This is a genomic window from Salmonella enterica subsp. arizonae (assembly GCF_008692845.1).
GTDB lineage: Bacteria > Pseudomonadota > Gammaproteobacteria > Enterobacterales > Enterobacteriaceae > Salmonella > Salmonella arizonae.
This window is the reverse complement of the sequence record NZ_VXJW01000022.1, coordinates 1-19482: the sequence shown is the minus strand read 5'-3', so window position 1 is coordinate 19482 and position 19482 is coordinate 1. Positions and strand designations below refer to the sequence as shown.

24 protein-coding genes and 1 pseudogene are annotated in these 19482 nt (G+C 56.1%); 2 read left to right on the top strand and 23 right to left on the bottom strand.

The annotated features are described in order from the left end of the window. Nucleotides 1-331 precede the first annotated feature (331 nt). The 23 genes and pseudogenes from F4V61_RS21685 to F4V61_RS21570 form a co-directional block, all read right to left on the bottom strand. The gene (locus tag F4V61_RS21685) at nt 332-2986 is read right to left on the bottom strand and encodes a conjugative transfer ATPase (RefSeq protein ID WP_080161327.1); all 2655 of its coding nucleotides are present in this window, start codon (nt 2984-2986) and stop codon (nt 332-334) included. Continuing rightward, a complete protein-coding gene (locus F4V61_RS21680; RefSeq protein ID WP_058820044.1) occupies nt 2986-3375 on the bottom strand; it encodes a TIGR03751 family conjugal transfer lipoprotein in 390 nt (129 codons plus the stop codon). Before F4V61_RS21680 ends, F4V61_RS21685 begins: the two co-directional genes overlap by 1 nt. Continuing rightward, nucleotides 3375-4712, bottom strand: a complete 1338-nt coding sequence (locus F4V61_RS21675) for a TIGR03752 family integrating conjugative element protein (protein ID WP_058820045.1) — start codon at nt 4710-4712, stop codon at nt 3375-3377. The genes F4V61_RS21680 and F4V61_RS21675 overlap by 1 nt, the downstream gene beginning before the upstream one ends. After that, nucleotides 4709-5497: a TIGR03749 family integrating conjugative element protein gene (locus F4V61_RS21670; RefSeq protein ID WP_058820046.1), complete on the bottom strand. Its 789-nt coding sequence runs from the start codon at nt 5495-5497 to the stop codon at nt 4709-4711. The genes F4V61_RS21675 and F4V61_RS21670 overlap by 4 nt, the downstream gene beginning before the upstream one ends. Continuing rightward, on the bottom strand, nt 5494-6120 hold the full coding sequence (locus F4V61_RS21665) for a PFL_4703 family integrating conjugative element protein (protein WP_058820047.1): 627 nt from the start codon (nt 6118-6120) through the stop codon (nt 5494-5496). The genes F4V61_RS21670 and F4V61_RS21665 overlap by 4 nt, the downstream gene beginning before the upstream one ends. Further along, on the bottom strand, nt 6117-6470 hold the full coding sequence (locus tag F4V61_RS21660; protein WP_058820048.1) for a TIGR03750 family conjugal transfer protein: 354 nt from the start codon (nt 6468-6470) through the stop codon (nt 6117-6119). The genes F4V61_RS21665 and F4V61_RS21660 overlap by 4 nt, the downstream gene beginning before the upstream one ends. Before the next feature lie 3 nt (nt 6471-6473). Then, the gene (locus tag F4V61_RS21655; RefSeq protein ID WP_058820049.1) at nt 6474-6800 is read right to left on the bottom strand and encodes a TIGR03745 family integrating conjugative element membrane protein; all 327 of its coding nucleotides are present in this window, start codon (nt 6798-6800) and stop codon (nt 6474-6476) included. Between the two features lie 18 nt (nt 6801-6818). Beyond that, nucleotides 6819-7052, bottom strand: coding sequence for a TIGR03758 family integrating conjugative element protein (locus tag F4V61_RS21650; protein WP_000187177.1), 234 nt, complete (start codon nt 7050-7052; stop codon nt 6819-6821). Then, on the bottom strand, nt 7049-7357 hold the full coding sequence (locus tag F4V61_RS21645; protein WP_058820050.1) for an RAQPRD family integrative conjugative element protein: 309 nt from the start codon (nt 7355-7357) through the stop codon (nt 7049-7051). Before F4V61_RS21645 ends, F4V61_RS21650 begins: the two co-directional genes overlap by 4 nt. A gap of 209 nt (nt 7358-7566) precedes the next feature. Then, nucleotides 7567-8328 carry a hypothetical protein gene (locus F4V61_RS21640; protein WP_141029349.1) on the bottom strand — a complete coding sequence of 254 codons (762 nt, stop codon included), beginning with the start codon at nt 8326-8328 and terminating at the stop codon, nt 7567-7569. Between the two features lie 43 nt (nt 8329-8371). Further along, nucleotides 8372-8488, bottom strand: a pseudogene (locus tag F4V61_RS21635) (nucleotidyl transferase AbiEii/AbiGii toxin family protein); the annotation flags it as partial. Next, nucleotides 8481-9254, bottom strand: a complete 774-nt coding sequence (locus tag F4V61_RS21630) for a type IV toxin-antitoxin system AbiEi family antitoxin (RefSeq protein ID WP_058820052.1) — start codon at nt 9252-9254, stop codon at nt 8481-8483. The gene F4V61_RS21630 and the pseudogene F4V61_RS21635, both read right to left, overlap by 8 nt. Nucleotides 9255-9385: 131 nt before the next feature. Further along, a complete protein-coding gene (locus tag F4V61_RS21625; protein ID WP_058820053.1) occupies nt 9386-10069 on the bottom strand; it encodes a DUF4400 domain-containing protein in 684 nt (227 codons plus the stop codon). After that, nucleotides 10069-10335 carry a hypothetical protein gene (locus F4V61_RS21620; protein ID WP_079828800.1) on the bottom strand — a complete coding sequence of 89 codons (267 nt, stop codon included), beginning with the start codon at nt 10333-10335 and terminating at the stop codon, nt 10069-10071. The genes F4V61_RS21625 and F4V61_RS21620 overlap by 1 nt, the downstream gene beginning before the upstream one ends. Next, entirely contained in the window at nt 10298-12331 is a 2034-nt protein-coding gene (traD, locus tag F4V61_RS21615) for a type IV conjugative transfer system coupling protein TraD (RefSeq protein ID WP_079828801.1), read from the bottom strand. Before traD ends, F4V61_RS21620 begins: the two co-directional genes overlap by 38 nt. Next, nucleotides 12328-12735: an integrating conjugative element protein gene (locus F4V61_RS21610; RefSeq protein ID WP_079828802.1), complete on the bottom strand. Its 408-nt coding sequence runs from the start codon at nt 12733-12735 to the stop codon at nt 12328-12330. The genes traD and F4V61_RS21610 overlap by 4 nt, the downstream gene beginning before the upstream one ends. Beyond that, nucleotides 12732-13265: a transglycosylase SLT domain-containing protein gene (locus F4V61_RS21605; RefSeq protein WP_079828803.1), complete on the bottom strand. Its 534-nt coding sequence runs from the start codon at nt 13263-13265 to the stop codon at nt 12732-12734. Before F4V61_RS21605 ends, F4V61_RS21610 begins: the two co-directional genes overlap by 4 nt. Next, the gene (locus tag F4V61_RS21600) at nt 13241-13897 is read right to left on the bottom strand and encodes a TIGR03759 family integrating conjugative element protein (protein WP_079828804.1); all 657 of its coding nucleotides are present in this window, start codon (nt 13895-13897) and stop codon (nt 13241-13243) included. Before F4V61_RS21600 ends, F4V61_RS21605 begins: the two co-directional genes overlap by 25 nt. Before the next feature lie 6 nt (nt 13898-13903). Next, nucleotides 13904-14512, bottom strand: a complete 609-nt coding sequence (locus F4V61_RS21595) for a hypothetical protein (RefSeq protein ID WP_058820059.1) — start codon at nt 14510-14512, stop codon at nt 13904-13906. Then, the gene (locus F4V61_RS21590) at nt 14505-14969 is read right to left on the bottom strand and encodes a response regulator (RefSeq protein WP_058820060.1); all 465 of its coding nucleotides are present in this window, start codon (nt 14967-14969) and stop codon (nt 14505-14507) included. Before F4V61_RS21590 ends, F4V61_RS21595 begins: the two co-directional genes overlap by 8 nt. 120 nt (nt 14970-15089) lie before the next feature. Then, nucleotides 15090-15506 carry an STY4534 family ICE replication protein gene (locus F4V61_RS21585; protein ID WP_058820061.1) on the bottom strand — a complete coding sequence of 139 codons (417 nt, stop codon included), beginning with the start codon at nt 15504-15506 and terminating at the stop codon, nt 15090-15092. A gap of 566 nt (nt 15507-16072) precedes the next feature. Then, a complete protein-coding gene (locus F4V61_RS21575; protein WP_058820062.1) occupies nt 16073-16567 on the bottom strand; it encodes a DUF3158 family protein in 495 nt (164 codons plus the stop codon). Further along, complete coding sequence (locus F4V61_RS21570) at nt 16557-17255, bottom strand: PFL_4669 family integrating conjugative element protein (protein WP_058820063.1); 699 nt, start codon at nt 17253-17255, stop codon at nt 16557-16559. Before F4V61_RS21570 ends, F4V61_RS21575 begins: the two co-directional genes overlap by 11 nt. A gap of 505 nt (nt 17256-17760) precedes the next feature. Between F4V61_RS21570 and F4V61_RS21560 the strand changes: the two genes are divergently transcribed. Continuing rightward, nucleotides 17761-18099 carry a helix-turn-helix domain-containing protein gene (locus F4V61_RS21560; protein ID WP_058820064.1) on the top strand — a complete coding sequence of 113 codons (339 nt, stop codon included), beginning with the start codon at nt 17761-17763 and terminating at the stop codon, nt 18097-18099. Further along, a complete protein-coding gene (locus F4V61_RS21555; RefSeq protein WP_058820065.1) occupies nt 18089-19381 on the top strand; it encodes a type II toxin-antitoxin system HipA family toxin in 1293 nt (430 codons plus the stop codon). The genes F4V61_RS21560 and F4V61_RS21555 overlap by 11 nt, the downstream gene beginning before the upstream one ends. Nucleotides 19382-19482: the final 101 nt, after the last annotated feature.

The window sequence follows — 19482 nt, the reverse complement described above, 5'->3', positions numbered from 1 at the left end:
TTTCAGTGCAAACGCAATCTGTTCTTCGGTATAACGGGTCTTTTTCATGGCAATGCGCCTCTCTGTGAGGTGAAAGAAAGACCGGCTACTTCAGTTTAGACTGGCACTGTTTACAGGGGGAAGGTCACTGATACTAAATCTGCAACAGTAGACATCTTTATCCCTCATGCCCTCGATCTTTTCTTTATCAGGTTATACATTTTTGAAATAGATGAACAGGAGTTTAAGTGCCCATTGAGGACTAACCTTAAGCATAAGTAGTAATGTGCAAAACGCCCGCTTCTGGCACTGAACGGCCCATCAGACTTGGTTATATCCAGAGTGGATTACGTCAACCGCTGGAAAAACACCTCTCCGCCACCCTAATCGCCGCCTCCAGCTCACTACACGCAAACTCCCGCATAATTCGCATTCGCTCCGCCTTCTCATGCTTCTCCGTCATTCCCAGTGCCAGCCACAGGGCAGGGGAGACCACGCGGAACAGCGCCTCAACACGCGGCGAAAGCACTACGCCTTCGGTGTATTTCCCCGGTGCTTTGGTGGCGCTGAGCAGGAGCTGACGCTGTTCTGGCGTCAGAGATTTAAAGCGGCTGACCTGCTCCACCTCTTCGGACGGCATCACCAGCAGCTCCCACCACTCAATCATATTGAGTAGCTTTTTTGCATCATCCGGGAAGTCACTCAGGTTCTGCGTCGCCAGCCAAAGCCAGATGCCCAGCTTGCGCCACATCTTCGAACCCTTGGTCAGAAACCGCGCTAACAGAGGGTTGACGGTGATGATATGCGCTTCGTCGGTAATATTGACGATGGGACGCGCCAGATGCTGGTCGCGCTCGCCGAGGTTGTTGATATGGTTAATCAGCGAGATATAGGCGATCGCCAGTTGCGCTTCGTAACCTTCGCGGGCAAACATCGCCAGATCCACCAGGGTGATATCCGCCTCCGGCCACGCCTTGCCCTCGCGGTTAAACAGTTCCCCCTCGAATCCGGAACAGAACATATTCATCGCTTCGCCCATCTCCCACAGCCGGTTACGGCGGGATTCTGGTAGCGCCGCATCCTGAGCCAGTGTGAACAGGGCATCGCGGATATCCTGCGTCAGCGTCTGTCTTTGTTCGCAGGCGGTGAGTCGGGCTGCGTGGAGAATCGCTTCGCGAATCAGTGCCCGGTCGGAGCGGGGGAGGCGGGCGTCCTCTTTCAGTTCGCCGCCGGTGATCATCAGGCGGGCCGTGATCTCCATCTCGCCTAGCAGATCGCGCTGTTCGTTGTCGGTATCCTCAGGCTCGTCATCATCCGGTTCTGCTGAAGGCACGTCGCTTTCCGCCAGTTTCCATGCGTCGGCAAACAATGGCAGCGTGATGCCGGAGCCGGGCTTCAGGCTGATTTTATTCACCGTCAGCCCATGTTCGCGGACGTAATCGGCCATAAGCCCGAAGGAATTACCCGCCTCGACGATAAACAGGCGCGGGCGGTGCAGCGCCATCAGTTGCGCTATTTTGGCGTTCAGCGTGGCGGATTTACCTGCGCCGGTCGGGCCGAGCAGCAGCAGGTGGCCGTTCTGGGCGCGGTCCTCGCGGTTAAGCGGATCCCAGCACAGCATCCCGCCGCCCCGGTTGAAATAGCTGACACCCGGATGCCCGGTGCCGCTCTCGCGGCCAAACAGCGGCAACAGGTTGGCGAGGTGTTGCACAAAGCTGAAGCGGGTATAGAGCTGGCGTTTGTCCCGCGCCGGGTCGAAGCACATCGGCAGCCAGCGTAGCCACGAACTGAGCGGGGCGAGTTCGTCATTTTCCTGTACCGGAACCATACCCGCATTCAGCAGCAGGCTGTTCAGACTGCGCACGCGTCGGGTCAGTTCGCCGTTATCCGGGGCGGAGAGGTAAAACGCCAGTGCGCTGCGGTAGAGTTTGTGGCCGTCCTTCAGCCAGTGGCGCACTTCCTGACAGTCTTTTTTGGTGTACTCCGATTCGACGTTCTCGCCGATGGCGCGGTCGCTGAGGCGGCTTAAATGTTCCTCCAGCCGGTCCTGCGGCCAGACGACAATGGTCAGCGCCATGATCACCCCTTCCGGCAGCAGATCGAACAGCGCGTTAATGCCGTCGCCGCGTGCGGATTCTCCGGTCATATGGCCGACGGTGGGCGGTTTACGCAGCCTGTCCAGTACGATGACCTTATGCGGACGCTGGTCGAACAGCCACGCCCCTTGCGCGGCCTGTGAGCGTGGTTCGCTACACAGCAGGCTCTCGGCAAAGTCGTTCAACTCCGGTGTGTCATCCTGCTGCGCCATCTGTTGCCAGAACTGCCGGGGTGAGTCGGCCATCTGCGGGGCAGGATTAAACCAGCGCAGCAGCCAGTGGCGAATGGCCTCACATTCCAGCCTGCGGGCGTGAATACCCGCGCCCGCCAGTGCGGAGACCATCCGTTCGCAAACGGTGTTCAGCGCCTCTTCCGGCGAGTCTTCCAGCGGATCGCGGGATTTATTGGGTAGCCAGCGGTAGACCACCATCCGGGTGTGGCGCTGCTGAGCACGCCAGCGGGTATGGCTGACGGCATCGTCCAGAAAATAGCCTTCCGGGTTGGAAACGGCGTGCAGATGGCGTTCCATTTCCTCCAGCCAGGCACGGGTAAAATCAGAGTTCCGTGCTTCCGGTACGGCGTAGTCACGCAGTGCGGCCAGCCAGCTTGCGGTGTCGTCCTCATCCTGGCAGTAAAACTGCACTATCCACGGATGGCGGTCGTATTCCGTGAAGCTGTCCTGAAGCGCATCCTTCAGAATATCGCGCAGTTCTTCCAGCCTGGCCGGAGAGCGCCCTTCGGTGCCGAACGGCGTAATGTCATACACCGCGCCGACCGAGCGCCCGTCATCCAGCAGCAGCGTTTTGCTTTCTGGCTGGTACTCCACCCACGGCAGAAAATCGACGAACGACGCGCCTTTCTGGTACAGACTGTCCACCGTTTGTTCGGTCAGGGTGCCACTGCGCATCATCACAGCGGATCGGTCCGCTCGCCGGGCAGGGCGTACTGCACCCGGTTATAGAACGAGAAGACGGTGGTATAGCCCGGCACCGGGACACCTTCACTACCCGCCAGATGAGGGAAGATATACATCTCCATATCCGGATTAGGCAGTCGCCGGAATAGTGCCTGTGTGGCATTGCCGTCGCTGCGTGTGGCCTGCTGCTGTTGTGCGGTCAGCGTGGTGTCATCCAGCGGGCGACGCAGCACCGATCGCGCGTCGTACAGCGCCTGCGCATCGTTATTCTGTCGGCCCCAGATATTGAGCATGGTGGTATTTTCATCCACCGGCAGCAGCGTTTTCTGGTCGGTGCTACAGGCGCTCAGAAGCAGCGATAACAGCAAAATCAGAGTACGCATCAGTCCAGATCTCCAGTGCGCTCGCCTGCCGTGCGGTAGTTCACCCGCCGTCCGTCAGGCTCGTAGTCGATAGCTAACTGGCGGGTGATATGGATGGCAACGGCCTGGCCGGGCGGCACGTAGATGGCATCGAACATCTGGCCGTAGCGTTGCTTAAACCAGTCGGCGCTTTCCTTCAGTCCGCCGCCCAGCGCCTGGCCGAGCACGTACTGCCCGCTGTCGCCCGTCAGTGCGGTGGTGATGGAGCCATCCTCTACGGTGGAGGTGGTCTGGTTGTTCGCCAGTGCTTGTGCGGCGGCGGACGATCCGGCCAGCAGGAACTGCGAGCCGATATATACGGCGGCGTTGGATTTACGCTCGCCGGGGATGCAGGGCAGGCCGTGAGGATCGGACAGCCAGCCTATCTTGCCTTCTGTGCCGCTTCCGGTTTTGTCGCCTTCGGCGGGGAGTGTGCGTACCGTGCCGTCACGGAAGACGAAGGTGATTGACGTTAGGCTGCCGCGCACGCAGGAGAGCGTCCAGTCGCCGGTGGCACTGCCGGAGATCACTGCGCCTTCAATGTCGGGCAACTCGATACCGTTGGCGGTGAGGTTATCGCGGCCAATAAGCACCTTGAAAGGGTAGGGATCGGTGACGCTGCCGTTAAGCGGAATGCGCCCCAGCAGCGCAGTCATCGCCACCGAGCCGATTAAGGTGCTGTTCTGCGGCAGGGTGTAGACCGGTTTGACGGTGGCGGGCGGTGGTGTTTTAGGCTGAGGCGCGGTGTTCTGCATAGTGGAAGGAAAGGCCAGCGCAGGTTGCAGCGGATGACCGTTTTTATCCGTTGGCAGGGCATCGGCGGGCGTTATCCAGCGCAGTGGTTCGCCGGAGGCCGTTTCCGGTTCATCAATCCCCAGCCCGGCCAGCGAGTCGTCCGTTGTCCTGTTTCCCTTAAGCTGCTGGATCTGCGTCTGTAGCGAGCTGAGCAATTCGTTTTGCTGCTCTGAAGCGCTGGTTTGCTGGCGGTTAATGGCCTCGTTGATACGGCTGTCGGTATTCTGCTCGCGTTCACGCAGGCGCTGATTTTCCTGCACCAGTGCGGCGTTACTGGCTTTCACCGTTTCCAGTTCCTTGCGCCAGAGTTTCATCTGGCCGACCAGCGTGGCGACGGTATCGGCGGGCGTGTCGCCCTCAATCCCCAGCGCTTTCAGCTCGTCGTGGCTGAGGGGCGTTGCAGGCGCAGAGGATTTTGACGGTGTGGTTTTACGGTCCTGGCAGGCATGAAACAGCAGGACGCTGCCTGCCAGCAGGATGAGCGGCGTCAGAACCCGCAGCAGGATATTGGCCTGGAGCTTCATTTTTTCTTCTCCTGCGCAGGCTCCGGCAGGATTGCCTGTTCAGGGCGCTGATTGCGGATGATGAGATAGAGTACGGTGGTGTCTTCGGCGCTGCCCGCAGGCCCCAGCCAGCGATGCTGGAAGGAGGCGGCGTAAAACTGCCCCTGAAGCTGGCGCGGATCGAGTTCCAGTCGGGTGGCGCTTTTATTCTGAAGCCGGATCGCCACCAGGTGGTAAGGATCCAGCCGCCAGCCGTCGATCGGTATGGTGCTGACGGGGAGCGCGGGCAGCAAAGTGGTGATGGTTTTTGCCAGCCGCACGCCTTCGGGCTGCACGCCCGGCAAAGGTTCCACGGTGCGTAACGGGGCATAGAGCATCTGCGCGGCATAGCGGGTGAGTGCCACCGGAAGCGGCGTAGACGGTGAGGGGCCAGGAGCTGCATCGGGTTTCGCGTCAGTCGTCTTTTTCTCTTCGCGGACAATGCGTATCGGTTCCCTGATGTGCTCGCCCTTGCTGGCGGAGACGTCCAGCAAAATCAGCTCGCCGTTTTCTGTGTCCTGAAGCTGTAGCCGGGTGGCGGCAAACGGCTGACTGGCGAGCAGGTACAGCGTGCCGTTGCTGCTCTGAATGCGCAACTTGCCTTCGAGCGCGGCGGGATAACCCACCCGGACATTACGATCCACAAAGACAATCCGCTCCTGCCCGATGTTCAGCGCCACCGGCAGCGGAATGCGCTCCCACTTCACCAGTTCGACAGCGTGCAGGGGGAGGGCAACCAGCAGGATCAACAGCGGGCGGGCATTCATGGTTTAGCCGCCTCCAGCTTCTGCGGTGGTGATGAGAAACAGTCCAGCGCCAGCCCCCACGGGTTTTTCTGTTGGTCGATGTTGTAGCGCAGTACTTTGATGGGGTAACGGACCATCGCCCGCTTGACGGGTTCGGAGTGGAAATACTCATCGACGGTCAGATCCAGCGTCACAATCCAGTTGTCGCGGTCGAGGATCTGCACCCGCTTATCGCTGAATCCCCGACCAGGGATTTCATACACGCCGCGTACCCGGTCGCGCAGCTCGCCGTTTTGCAGACGCTGGCGAAATTCGCGGTCAATCTGGCTGTAGCAGCCGGGAGTCAGGTAAGCCCGCAGGGCGCTGAGATTACGGGGATAATCGGCCTCGCCGTTGGTCGGCCAGCGGTTGATCTGCTGAAACACCGAAAACGCGAAGGCGTACACCGTGGCGGGCGGCACTTCCCACCACGGACGCTGACTGGCAGCGCGAAGATCCGGCGGCAGGTACACCGTGAGCTGGCGTGGGGAGCTGTACCAGCCGAATCCCATGCCTGATGCCAGCAGGAATAACGCGACCAGCGCAATATGCAGAGTGCGGATATGCGCATCCCGCGCGGCCAGCGCGTGCTTAAAGGTGCTCATCGTCGGCTCCGACGAATAGCCCAGACGCCATCGTTCAGGACAAAACGCTGAGTGCCGATACCGAAACGGGCCAGTTTCAGATCCAGCGCCCGGTACAGCCAGCTCTCCGGGCGTCCGCGTTTCAGCCGCGCCAGCCAGCGTCCGCCACAGAGGATCGCCAGCGCACCGCCGGGCAGGGCGCTGCCGGGGATAAGGCTCCAGTTGCGCCACAGTATTGCCAGAATGGCTCCAGTAATGGCGCCGATAGCCAGCCCGACCAGCAGCGCTATCAGCAGTTCGCTGACCGTCAGACCGCGAAACACAGCAGGTTCGCGGTTCAGCCGTTCCGGGAGAAAGGGGATGGTATTCATGGTTTACAGAATGTCCGAGGCCTGGTTGAGTAACCAGATGGTGATCACCAGCAGAACTGCGCCGACGCCCGCCATTGCGCCTAAATCTTTCCACTGCTTACGCCCGCCCTGGATTTCGGAATAGGTGGCAATGCAGTTATTGGCGACCACCAGAAAACCCACGGCGCAGATGCCCAGCGTCATCAGGATCACGATGTCATAGCCGTAGTTCTGCAAGGTTTCCATGATACCGTCGCCCTGACCGCGTGAGGGATCTTCCATCTCTGGCAGATCGGCATATGCAGGAAGGGGCGGGAACCACAGCAGCCATCTGAAGATGCGTTTTTTCATTTTGTCTCCTGAAATCCGCTAGCTCAGTACCAGCCAGAAGCTGACAAGCAGCAGTAAGATGGTTCGCCCGCCGATGCTGCCCAGCGCCCGCCAGCTCACTCGCGCAGTCGCCACGCCCCGGTAGGCATCATTCAGCACCCAGACCACCCACAGCAGCAGAAAGGCGCTGAACAGGCCGAGCATCACCAGGCTGACGGCATCGGGTTTCACCAGACTGGCAGCTTGGAAGGCGCTGATTTGTTCAGGGGTCATGGCGTGGTTTTCTCCTCACGGTATTGCCCGACCAGCGTCGCCGTATCTCGTGGTTGGGCTCGCGCAGGAGTGAGGTAACTTTCAATCCCGCTACGCAGGGTGGTGATATCGCTGTGGATGCGCGGATAATCGAAATAGTAGCGCTCGTTGATGCCAGTTCTGGCGCTTTGCTGAGCGCGGTTAAGTGAGGCTTCGATTTGGGTAAGCTGGTTGAGGGACAGGGTTAGCTCTTCGCGCTCGGTGAGGGGGGCGGCGAGAGTTACTGTGGTAAAGAATAGCGCTATGGTGAGTATGAAAAACTTCATAGTAAGTTTCCAGCAAACCTATTGTGAACAATAGTAGGTAACCATTACCGCAATATCTGTAGGAAAATATTTATCCACGCAGAAAGAAAAACACATTCTCGCGAATATCTATCATTATTAGTTAAAGGCGCACTCTATATGGTACTGCGATATTTAAAACGATGTTTTGTTACATTAACATCGCTTTAAATTTTTGATGTGTATGAAGGCTATTTTCTTTTTTGTTTATGTTTTCGACGTAATTCTCGGCTGTGAGTAGCCCGTTCTTTAATTAATTCTTGATTAAATAGTGTAGTACCAGATGCCATTTGCTCATAAAGGTTATTGTTACTCCTTACTTTTTTCAATATGCTTAGTAAGATAGGTGATGCCTCTGCTCGCCCCTTATCCATAAAAAAGCATAACTGCTTTGCAAAGAAATATAATGTAATAGAATAAGAAAGAACTGTTATCTGAACCCAAAGTGATTGCACTATATTATATTCGCTATTTGCAACTTTGAATGTTAGATAAAGAAAATAAAAAGAAGTTGATACACTAAAAAGGGATAAAAAGAACGCTACCTTTTTAGGGTATGATCTGCTGCCAACTTTATAGGTAAGCAAACGAAAGGTGCCTATATTTCCGAATACTAAAAAACCGAATCCAGCCATGCTAATATCAATGGCTGTATTTGTAAATTTCATGGAGGATAAACTGTATAATATCAATGTGAAAATAAATAAAGATACCAAGCTAATAAATTCTATTCTTACACCACGATAGAACTCTATCATATAAGGAGAGCTCTTCTTTAGGGTTGCCATAATGAAATCTAACAAATAAATAAATGCAACTATCCATGTTACCGATGGTAATTGATATTTATAGAGGCTTATAAGCATGGCAACTGGTGATGTTAGATTAAATGGGAATGCAATATAAGACCAAGCTATTGATACTGCGACAAATAAGTAAACTATAACCTTCACTATATGGCTCTCTTTTTACGTATCGATTGATTTTTATTTATACCATGAATGAGTTAATAGCTGTTCCCCCTTTCAACGCAAAACAGGCCTCGTTAGCGACATAGGGTAATGCTCGCACCAGCAGAGCGACCTGGCGGTAGTAGGGGAAGGTTTTATCCATGGCTTATTCCCTTCTTAGTAAAATTTTCGGGCACAGTAATCTGGTAATGAGTATTCAGCTTGCCATTAACAACGACTTGTCGGTTGCCCGATCCCAGGTCGATTTTGCTGGTATCTACGCGTTTGAACCATGCATGTTCATAGAAACTGGCGAAAAACAGATACAGGCGCTTGGTTTGTACGGACTGGCTGAGCGTAAGCAGCCTCTCCACTTTACGTGGGTTGAGATTGACCAGTCCCTGAAAAAGCTCGGCAGCGTGCTCAAATGAGATTTCCTGAGGGACTGCGCTTAGCAACTCATAGGCTGCCAGTTCTGGTACGCTGGCGGTTATTTTTTTCCCTTTAACCTCAAGCTCAGTTCGGTATTTTTCATCCAATTCAGGAAGCTTCAGAGCCGATACCACCAACCACTCAACGCCGGGAAATTCTTTAAACCATTTGGGCAACATCGCTTTGTTTTCAACGCTAAGCCAGCATTGACTCTGCTTAAGCTGTAGATAATGGGAACGGCCCTGCCAGGAGAGACTACTCAGTCCGGCCAGATGCACCGGTGCTTCAAGCTGGCTTTGCAGACACCATAGCGCATCGCTCCAGTCTGGTTCTCGTCCTGCGCGCGCATAAACGCCAGCCCGCCGTTTTATTAACCAGCCATTTTGCGCGTATTTAAAGGCCAGAGAAGGCGATATGTTGTTTCGGGTTAGCCAGGATTGCAAAACCAGGCTTCCCGGAGAGGTGTTTTGCAACAGCCAGTTTAATTTTGATGCCATAGATTCACTCATGGTGTAACTATAATAAAAAAAGTAAACTATTTAGTGAGTGAAAAGTCAATGCACGGCGTCTGTCACAGCATAAACGTTACCAGCGAGAGTTGTATCATTTGGGCTGGAAATGATGGCACTCAGACGTATTTTTTGAAAGATCCGCCCGTCATGGATACTGCCAGCCCAATCCCTGCTGCCGCTGGTATAAACATATACTCTGGTACAAGAAAAATCGGCATCGCCAGCCACACCAACCCCGTTGCCACTAAGCTGGAGACGATCATACGCCTGGCATAGTGATAAACAAACCCGGACTCATGGCCTGCGCCGAACCGCCGTAAGTCGCGTCTTACCAGCCCGTCAATAAGCCCGACGACGGTAATCAGCGCAAATAGCCGTAGCGCCTGCAACAGAATCGCCAGCCGCAGCAGAAAGGTGAGGGTGGTATTGCTTGCAGACAATAACGCGCAGCGAATAGCCGTAGTGACCGTCGCCGTCCAGAACAACCCGCTTTGCCCATTGAGCGAAGCAATAAGCGCTGCGCTTCCTTGCTGCAACTTATCGCTGGCAAGCGCCAGATCTTCAACTAACCACACCGGTGCGCCAGCAGAACCCCGCCACCACTGCCATGTCGCCTGCAATACCTGTTCACTGTGGCTGGCGCAGGTGTTCCGCCAGAAAAACGCATCGCCCAGCCATTCCAGTGCTATCGCCAGCATCCATGCGCCGAGGCAAAAGCCAACCAGTACGCCGGGTAACAATGCGAGCCAGCCGAGAAGTCCGGGGCGGCGTGCTGGTCCTGGTGGCACATGCTCGGGCATCAGTGCAGCGGCAGCGTGACGTAGCGGCAGAGGAATCGTGCCTCGTGCTCCTCATCCAGTCGTATCTGAAAAATGTCATGTTCGCCCTGTAGCGACGTAGCTTCGCGCCATGCCTGAAAGCCCTGCAAATTCATGCGAGCGATAATCTGGTCGGGCGTTTCTCCCTGCGTCAGCGCTTCCACCGCCTGTTGCAGGGGAAGAGGCAGCGTTTGCGCAGGCCACATCACTTCAACGCTTACAAGCTGGCGGTGTGTCCGGGGTGTCATCGGTCAGTTTCTCCGTGGTTTCGCTGTCGTTCAGCCATAAAATAGGGTCGTTTTTCGCCGTTACAACTGTCTCCGGGTGGTTCCACCATACGGGCGCGCTGTTGTATTGTTTTTCCATATAACGGGAGATTTGCGCGATGTTTTCTGGCATCAGCGGATCGTGCGCGGTGTCCGGTAACGGGATGCGTAGCTTCCAGAGCTGACCGCCTTCCAGCAGAGCGAACGCCTGACCTTTGGGTAGCTGTACCAGTGAGGCGGGTTCCAGTAGCGGCACCTGTATACTACTCACCCGATCCTGGGTGTTACTGGAAAATCCGATGTTGCCCTGAGCGTCGGTATTGTCGGTGACGCCGGAGCTGACGCTGTTGCTGAGCACATCCACCTGCGGCAGTTGCTTCGTCAACAATTCGGCGGTGGCGGTCTCCCGTACCCGCATCATGATCAGGCTGTTGAAGTTGCCGACTATCTGGCCCGCTTTGGCGCGATCGCCGATGCGGGCTTCGATATCGGAGAGCGTCTGGGTGTAGGCCGTGACCTGCACGCCCGCGCCGCCGCCTTTGTTAATCAGCGGAATAAATTCATCGCCCATCAGTTCGCTGAACTCATCGCAGTGCAGGTTGATTGCCGTTTTTTCTTCCGCCTGCGGCAGGCCGTCCATCACGCCGTGTTTGTAGATATGCCCGGCGACGCTGACAAGATCGGCAAACATCGAGTTACCCACGGCGGCGGCAATTTCGGCATCGGACAATGCATCCAGCCCGACATAGACAATCGCCCGCTGGCGAATGGCCTGCTGCCAGTCGAACACCGGGCGCGGGTCGTTGAGGTCGCCGTAGTCCGGGGCCAGCAGTTGCGCGATTTTCCCGGTAGTCAGTTTTTCCAGCAGCGGTAGCAGCGAGGCGACGATCTTATCGAAATAAGTTTTGTCGTAGCGCACGGCAGAGCGCAGGCCGTCGAGGATCGGTTCATGTAATCGGGTGGTGGAAAGGTACTGCTCCAGTGCGATGACGTAGTTGTCCCGTCCCTGAAGATTACGCGGCGTGTTTTTCTCGGTGATGCCACCGGCAATCCGCACCACGTTGTCCCACGCCTGTCGGTCGTGACCGGGCAGAAAGACGCGGGCGTAGTCGATAAACAGTTCGTCGATGTTGATAACGTGACGGGCGATACGGGCATAGTCCGGGCGCTGGCCCAGTGCCACCAGAGCACGGGTGATGATATTGACGAAGCGCCACGCGAACTCGCGGAAGGCGGCGGAGTTGCCTTCGGTGGAAAGCTGTCCGGCGATGCGGCTGGCAACTTCCGAGATACAGCCAAAGCGCCCGACGGCGTTGTAGCGGGCGGATATCTCCGGCCAGCCGAGATGGAACAGCCAGAAGACGCTTTCCCGTCCGGCGCGGTGCGCCTCCGCCCACACACGGCGCAGCAGGTCGGCATCGCCCTTCGGATCGAAAACAATCACCGTGTCACCACGGCGAATATCCTGGGCAATCAGTAGCTCCGCCAGCCGGGTTTTGCCGACGCGGGTGGTGCCGAGCACCAACGTATGCCCTGGTCGATCTCGCAGCGGCAAGGTGACACGGCCTTCGCGCAGCTCCACACCATGCAGCAGCGGATCGCCGCCGCTGGCGGAAGGACGATCTGTCCGTAGCCAGTGTTCACACTGTGGCAGGCGACACAGATACAGCCGCTGGGTATGCGTGGGCAGCCAGCGAAAGCCGCGCCCGAGAAACAGCGCGTCGGGCAGCAATGGGATACGGCTCGCGGAGAGCGTCCAGAGTGGCAGATGGCACACGCGGCGGCGAAAGCGCAGGATGCGCAGCCCCTGCTTTAGACGTAGGGCCGACAGTGCAAGCAATACCAGCGCCAGCAGACAGCCTGGAAGGGGAGTAAGCAGCAGCGTTTGCGGAGCCGCTACGCACCATACTGCCGCCAGCAGGGCCGCGCTGGCGCTGTAAAGCTCCACTGCCGGGCGCAGGATAAAATCGAGCCTCACGGTTCCAGCCCCTTGTCGGTGATGAGCACCGGATAGGCGCTGATGGGCAGGTGTTTAGCCATATCGTCGGCGCTGACCGGCAGCAGTGTTAATGCTGGAGCGATAGCCCTCAGGGCATTCAACCGCGCCAGCGTGGCGACGTTCACGACCAGCCCGGTGGCGTGCAGGATTCTTAACGCGTCCCGGTGCTGGCGCAGCCATTCTGTGGACAGCGGATCGTCGCCGATTAAAAACAGTGGCGTCATCCCCGGCAGATTGAGTGCCAGACGAGGTTGCTGACCGGGATGCAGAGTGTGGGTGACGACCGGCAGTAACCGCGCTTCATCCAGCGCCTGCATGGGAACGGCAGGCCCGGCAATCGCGGCGGCAGCGGCCAACAGCATCGCTGGAATAAGGTATTTCATGACGAGGTCCCTGATGCTGAGAGCAGCCGGATTTGCTGGCTGATTTTCTGGCGATAAATGGAAGCGGCTTTACCTCCGGCGGGGTGGTGGTAGCGGGCGGCGGCGTCCAGCCAGCTTCCGGGGGAAGCGTTGTAGCGCTGACGCAGCAGCAGGGCGGTAATGGTGAGATTGTCCGCCGGATCAAAACTGGCGCACAGCGAGGGGAACCATTGCCCGTTCCAGCCGAGATTAATCTGTCCCAGCCCGGCATCGATGCGTTTCAGGCTGTGGCTACGGGCGAAGTCCAGCAACGCCCGGCAGGCTGAAGAACGGCTGGGGTAGCGGTAGCCGGTTCCGGCAATATTAAGCGTCCACGGCCACGGATGCAGCCCCTGCGCCAGTCGGGTGCCGCTTTCAGCGCGGGCCACCGCGTAAAGCAGTTCAGCCGGAACCCGCTGCTGGCGGGCGATTTGTTCATACAGCGGCGGTACGGCGCAGGCGTGAGCGCTGATAAGCAGGCCGACTGTCAGGGCGCAGAGACGGGATGCCATTGCTCCCCCTGTTGTTCCAGCAATAACGGTAGTTTTCCACCGCCGAGGCGTTGCCAGCGCCCGTTATCGTGATTAAGCGTTATCTGCCCGCGTTCGACTTTGCGCATATCAATATGCTGGCGCTGCGCCCAGCGTTGCAGGCTGGCATCGTCGTTACGGCTGTTGATCAGCCAGATGTCCAGCGGGCGGTCGTCGTTGATAAGCTCTCGCGCCAGCGTCTCGCAGGCCGGGCATTTTTCGCTGACGAACAGCGCCAGCCGTGGCTGGACGATGCTACGGATGGGCGTCAGAGTCGGATAAAGCTGCTTCCATGCCTGGTTGTAAGCACGCTGGAACGCCAGCTCTTTCTCCACCCGCTGATGCTCTTTACGGGCCAGCAGCTCAGCGTAGCGCTGGCGTTCGGCGTCGTTGTTGGCTTCCACGCCGAGGGTGGTGAGGGGATCGAGTCCCGGCGACCAGATGCCGCGCTCGCCCTGTCGCAGTTGCTGGTAGCGCTGCCATTCGCTGTCGGTCAGCCCCCACTGCTGCGCCTGCGTGTGAGTGATGGCCTGTTCTTCAATACGGGTTTGTTGCGGGCTGGCAAACAGCAACGTGGGGAGAATTGCAAAGAGAGCCAGAACATAGCAGCGCATCAATGTTTACCCTCCGGCATTCAGCGTCAGGTGGTGACCGCCCTTGCGGAAGGTTGCACGGTTATCGTCCATTTGCAGCAGTTGCCAGCCCTGTACGCTATTGCCGGGAGCAACAAGCTGAAGCTGTGAAAGCGAACGATAGCCGGATGGGGCAATGACGGCGAACTGTCGTCCGGCGCGAAACTCGCTGCAGATAAGTGAAAAAGGGGCCTTTGCGGCCCAAAGCGGAGATGGGGCGGGGCGTTTTGCCTTGGCGCGGCTGCGCGCGGCGGACTGTTGTTGCAGGTGTTGATAACTGGAACTCAGGGTCCGGACTTGTCCCTCCAGCTCCCTGAGCTGCTCGTTAATGGGCTTAAGACGTTCGGCCTGAGAGCTGGTGACATCGTCAAGCTGCCTGGCAAGGGCTTCCGTGCGTCCGATAATGTTTTTTACGGCAACTTGCAGTTCTCGGTAATTGTCATCTGGCTGCGACTGGTCACGCCACTGCTCCATCTGGCGTTGTGTCTGTTGCTGCGCCAGCGTCAGGGTATTTAGTCGGTTGAAACACCAGATCATCGCCGCTGCCAACAGAATGAGAATACTGGCGGTAGTCAGGTAAGTCAGACGTTTAAGCATGGTGGTCTCCCGTTCCCGGCGTGTTCAGGTGAAAACAGACTTCTCGGTTAAGTACATCGGCATGCATCAGCCAGCCCGGTCCGGCCAGCGTTTTCAGCGCCTCTTCCAGCCTCATCGGGCCGAGCCGGTATTGCGAAAGCGGCAGTGGTTTACCTGCCAGAAACTGTGTTGGATGGTCATCGACGCAAAGGCTGTAGCCGCTCTGTTTCAGCAGCCAGGCGAAGGCGTTGCCAACGGTGAGTTTCAGGTTCAGCGGCAGGTTGATGTTGACGATTTGGTGAAGCGGGTTGCGCTGGGCTTCGTCGGGGCGGGTGTTGATCAGCAGGTAGCGGTCATAGCGCACCACTTCAGGCGCGGGTGGTGTTGTGGGGGTTACCGCTGGTACAGCGGGCTGGCGGGGCGCGGTGCAGCCGCCCAGCATCAGCAATGTGATAACCCATCCTGTTATTCGCACCATTGTTTCTCTGAATCTGTTGAGGAATAGCCCGAGGGTGCTCAATGGTGAGAAGGCAGACAACGCGAAATTGTTTTTCGGTGATGAAAAAAAGACGCCCGGTGTGGGCGTCATGATAAAGATTCAGGCGGCATCAGCTTCTGCCTCTGCTTCCTGATTTCCGGCCTGCCAGACGACTTCACCGTCGATTTTGATAAGGCCAATATAGAGCAGTCGGGCTTTCAGGCTGACGCCCGTTTCGCCTTTACGTTCGCCTTTGCTGTAAGTGAACATATCGACGTATAAGTCGCCCAGGCGGAAGTGGATTAACACTTTGCGCTTTTCATTAATCGCCTGCTCGCAGCGGGCAATCAGCTTACGCGCTTCGCTGCCAGTGACTTTGCAGTCAAAGCGGACATACTCCACGGCATCGGCAGCCCCGCTTAATGCGGCAATGTCACAGCATAAAAAGGGTTCGCCGCGTTTAGGGGTGACGGTGCGGACACGGTTAACGTAACCCAGACCGCTGGTGTACAGATTGAAGTAAGTTTTCTCGTTCATAGGATCCTCCCGCGTGGCTGAACGTAACGCTTGGTGATATGCAGAGTGCATCGGGTGAAAGGGATGCGCCTGTGTGATGCTGCGCAATTAAAAGGCGATGGAACCGCGCCTTACGGCGGGTAGTGTGTAGGTTCCGGCTACCGGATAAGCAAGGGGATTTAAACGAGGGGAAAGGGAAATTGCGAGGCGATATTCTGTTTTGCTGCACCTTAAATATTGTGTTCCGCACGGAGGCTGTTAAGGTGCAGCGGGCTGAAGGGGCCACTGTTCGCGTAGGGTTACGCGCGATTTCTGTCAGCAGTGTAAATCGCAATAACTGGCGCTTGCGCACAAACGGATCCCGTTGTTATCCGGTGGGCGCCGGAACAATGCAGGAGGTCCGGGCGGATAGCGAGACGGCTGTCGCCTGGCTATCCGCCCGGAATGATACTGAACAGGAGCGTAAAGGTTGTTTTGCGTGACGGGAACGTCACGAGCGCGAACCAGCAAAACATGCCGCGCTGTTGGGTATGGCGTGAGGTTAATCACGCAGCCGCCAGGTGTCGCGCTGCAACTCATGTTCTGCGTCAGCTATTTTGTTGCCCCTTATACAGTATCTCCACCTGTTCCATCTTGTCCTGACACTCCCGCGCCTGGCGGATGATGAAGGTCAGTACCGACATCTGCATATTGAACACGATGCGATCCCGCTCGATTTCCAGTAAGGCGTCTCTGGCGCGCTGCGGGATTTTGGGATCGCCAATCAGGTTGCTGAATGCCGGGGTGCCGGATTTGTTGTTCTGCTGGTTCCGCCAGCGCAAAAAGTTCGCGCCGGACGGTGCCGGGCCGATGGTAAATATCAGCGGAAGCTGGCGCACGGGGTAGCGTCTGGCGCTCCGGATTAGACGCTGCATCAATGGCTCCATCATCTCGCGCACGCTTCGGGCGTTGCTCTCCAGCAGCTCCAGCTCCCCCTTACTCTTAAAAGGCTTTAAAAGGCCTTTTAGCGAGGAGATGTAAGCCAGCATTTTATAGTCTTCATCAGCCAGCGACTGATAGCCGGTTATGGGGTTATTCATCATCGCCAGCTCCGGGATTTTCGGCCTTGCCAAGCAATGGTGATGAAAACGATGAGCGCAGCTTGCCGCTCAGTATCGCTTCCGGCAGCGGGCCTAAACGCTCAATAGCGGCTCTGGCCTGTGGCGTATTGTCGATAAAGTCCTGATGTGTCAGACCGGAACCCCGATATTTCTGCGCCAGACCAAAGGCGCTGCGAATAACCTTTGCGCCGTTATTCAACCGGTTGTGCATTTCCCTGCGAGAGATGATGGCGATATGCGAGGCCAGCAGCAGTTGGCGGGCGAGCAGGTCGAAGTCGGTCAGCAGGTAGACGCCCTGATAGGCCAGCGGTGCGTTGATAAACAGGGGAAAACGGACGGGCTGAACATTCAGGCAGTTTTCAATATCGATGCCTTCCGGCAATTCGCTGAACATGGCTTTTGCCTGATCCAGCATCACTTGCATCAACTTACGCGATTGCGCCAGTTTCTCCTCCATACGCAGCATCCACAGATCGGCGTAAGGATCGTTATGTTCTGCGGCAATGCGCATCTGGTTGAGGATTTCGATAAAGCGCGGCATTCCAATGATTGGCGCAGGGCCGTTCTCGGTCGCCCTCCGCCCGGTCCACAGCCGGGTGGCGTTATGAGTGTGAAGCTGAATATGGATCGCACTACGCAGGGGACCCATGTTGAAGGTGTAGTCCGACATATCTGTTTCCTGTTGCGGGTGGGTGTCCGCGCAGAGTGATGGCGTGAGGGGGTGTGAGCAATGGGAAAACGAAAACGCAGGCGGAAAGATTGTTTGACGTAAATTTTGATGCCACTGGCATCACCGTTTTGTCTATTGATTGGCGGTGGATTGATAAGTGTTTATGTGATGTCAATGGCTGTTGCATCAAATCGTACCCTTGCCGTTATCTCTCCACAAAAGACACTTCAACTGTGTTGCCACCATAGCCGTCTGTTCTGGAACACGTCGGAAAGCGATTTGTTTTAGCTCTTAGCTAATATCAGACGCCCGATGCCAGTTGCGATACTCAATAGCTGGCATCAAGCGCGCGAGATTTGTGTGTTCCACTAATAGAGCGTAGAGTAATGTAAGAATCTGTTTATGGAACAAGTATGATGGAGCACTGAAGTAAACAATTTTGATTGTTCTATAAAAAGGATATACTTACACAAAATGCTCTATTTATGGAACAAAGAGGCGTATAATGGCAAAACCATCTACTCGAACCTACTCTCGTTATAGCCGTGATGCTGCGCGACTGCTGGGGCTGATGATTCGTACTGCGCGTATTGAACGTAAATTGACCGTTGAAGAACTGGCTGAACGTGCAGGTGTATCGCGTGGACTCGTTTATCGTGCTGAAGAAGGGGACATGGGGTGTGCAATTGGCGCGGTATTTGAACTGGCCACCATTGTCGGTGTTCCACTTTTTACACCTGATCAGGCATCGATGACGTTACATACCGCGAACGCAGAGAAAACTTTATCGCTGATGCCTCGCTCAGTGTATCACTCCAAAAAGGTGATAAACGATGACTTCTGATAACAGTCCCGATCTGGCATATGTATGGATCTGGTTGCCTGGTGCAACTCAACCGATTGTTGCAGGTGCGCTAACTCGTGATGGCAACAGGTTCATCTTCAACTACGGGCGCAGTTACCTGGAACGGGAGGATGCTATCCCTGTCTATGAGCCGGAACTTCCGTTGGTTCGGGGGGCGATTTTTCCCGCCCCAGGCCTACAGCAGGCGAGTGCATTACGTGATGCTGCCCCGGATGCTTGGGGGCGTCGTGTTATTCTGAACCGGCTGATGGGGGCTCAGGGCAGGGATGCTGACCCTGACAGACTGGATGAACTGACATATTTGCTTGAGTCCGGCTCGGACCGAATTGGAGGACTCGACTTCCAGCGATCCGCAACGGAGTATGTGCCGCGTGAGTCCCAAAGCGCATCTCTTGAAGAATTAATGCAGGCCGCATCAATGGTTGAAAGTGGCGTACCGCTAACTCCGGAGCTGGAACAAGCGCTTTTTCACGGTAGTTCATTAGGTGGCGCGCGACCAAAGGCAATGATTGAGTCCGGGGAGCGTAAGTTTATCGCAAAATTCTCCTCCTCCACAGATACCTATAATGTTGTTAAAGCTGAATATATCGCTATGCGACTGGCTGCCTGCGCTGGGCTAAATGTTGCACCTGTTCTTCTCCGCCATACAGCGGGTAAAGACGTCATACTTATTCAACGCTTTGACCGTATACAAAGCCATGCAGGGTGGCAGCGCCGCCTGATGGTCTCTGCGCTGACCATTTTTGGTCTTGATGAGATGATGGCAAGGTATGCGAGCTATGAGGATTTGACGGATATTATTCGCCAGCGCTTCGACGCACCTAAGGAGACATTACGAGAGCTGTTCGGGCGTCTGGTTTTTAATATTATTTGCGGTAACACAGACGATCACGCCAGAAATCATGCAGCATTTTGGGATGGTGAAAAACTGAGCCTGACGCCCGCTTATGATATTTGTCCTCAGGGCCGTTCTGGTAATGAAGCAACGCAGGCAATGCTGATTATTGGTGAAAACCGAATGAGCAATCTTGCGGTTTGTCTGTCGGCTGCGGCTAAATTTTTGCTGAGCGAACAGGAAGCTATTGACGTTATCACACACTGTATCCGAACGGTTCACGAAAACTGGGCAGAGGTATGTCGTGAGGCTTCATTGAGCGAAGTTGATCGCAACTTCTTGTGGGGACGAGTGTTCCTCAACCCGTTTATTTTTGAAGGTACTCCAGAAGCGATCGTACGTAACGTCCCGGTGAACTCACCTTGACGGCGCAGACCCGTTCTGCATTTCACCGCCTGGGTCAGTTATTCAGAGGATCTTTCGCGAAGGGTAACAGCTCGTGCAGCCGCTCTTCCGGTAATGAAGGT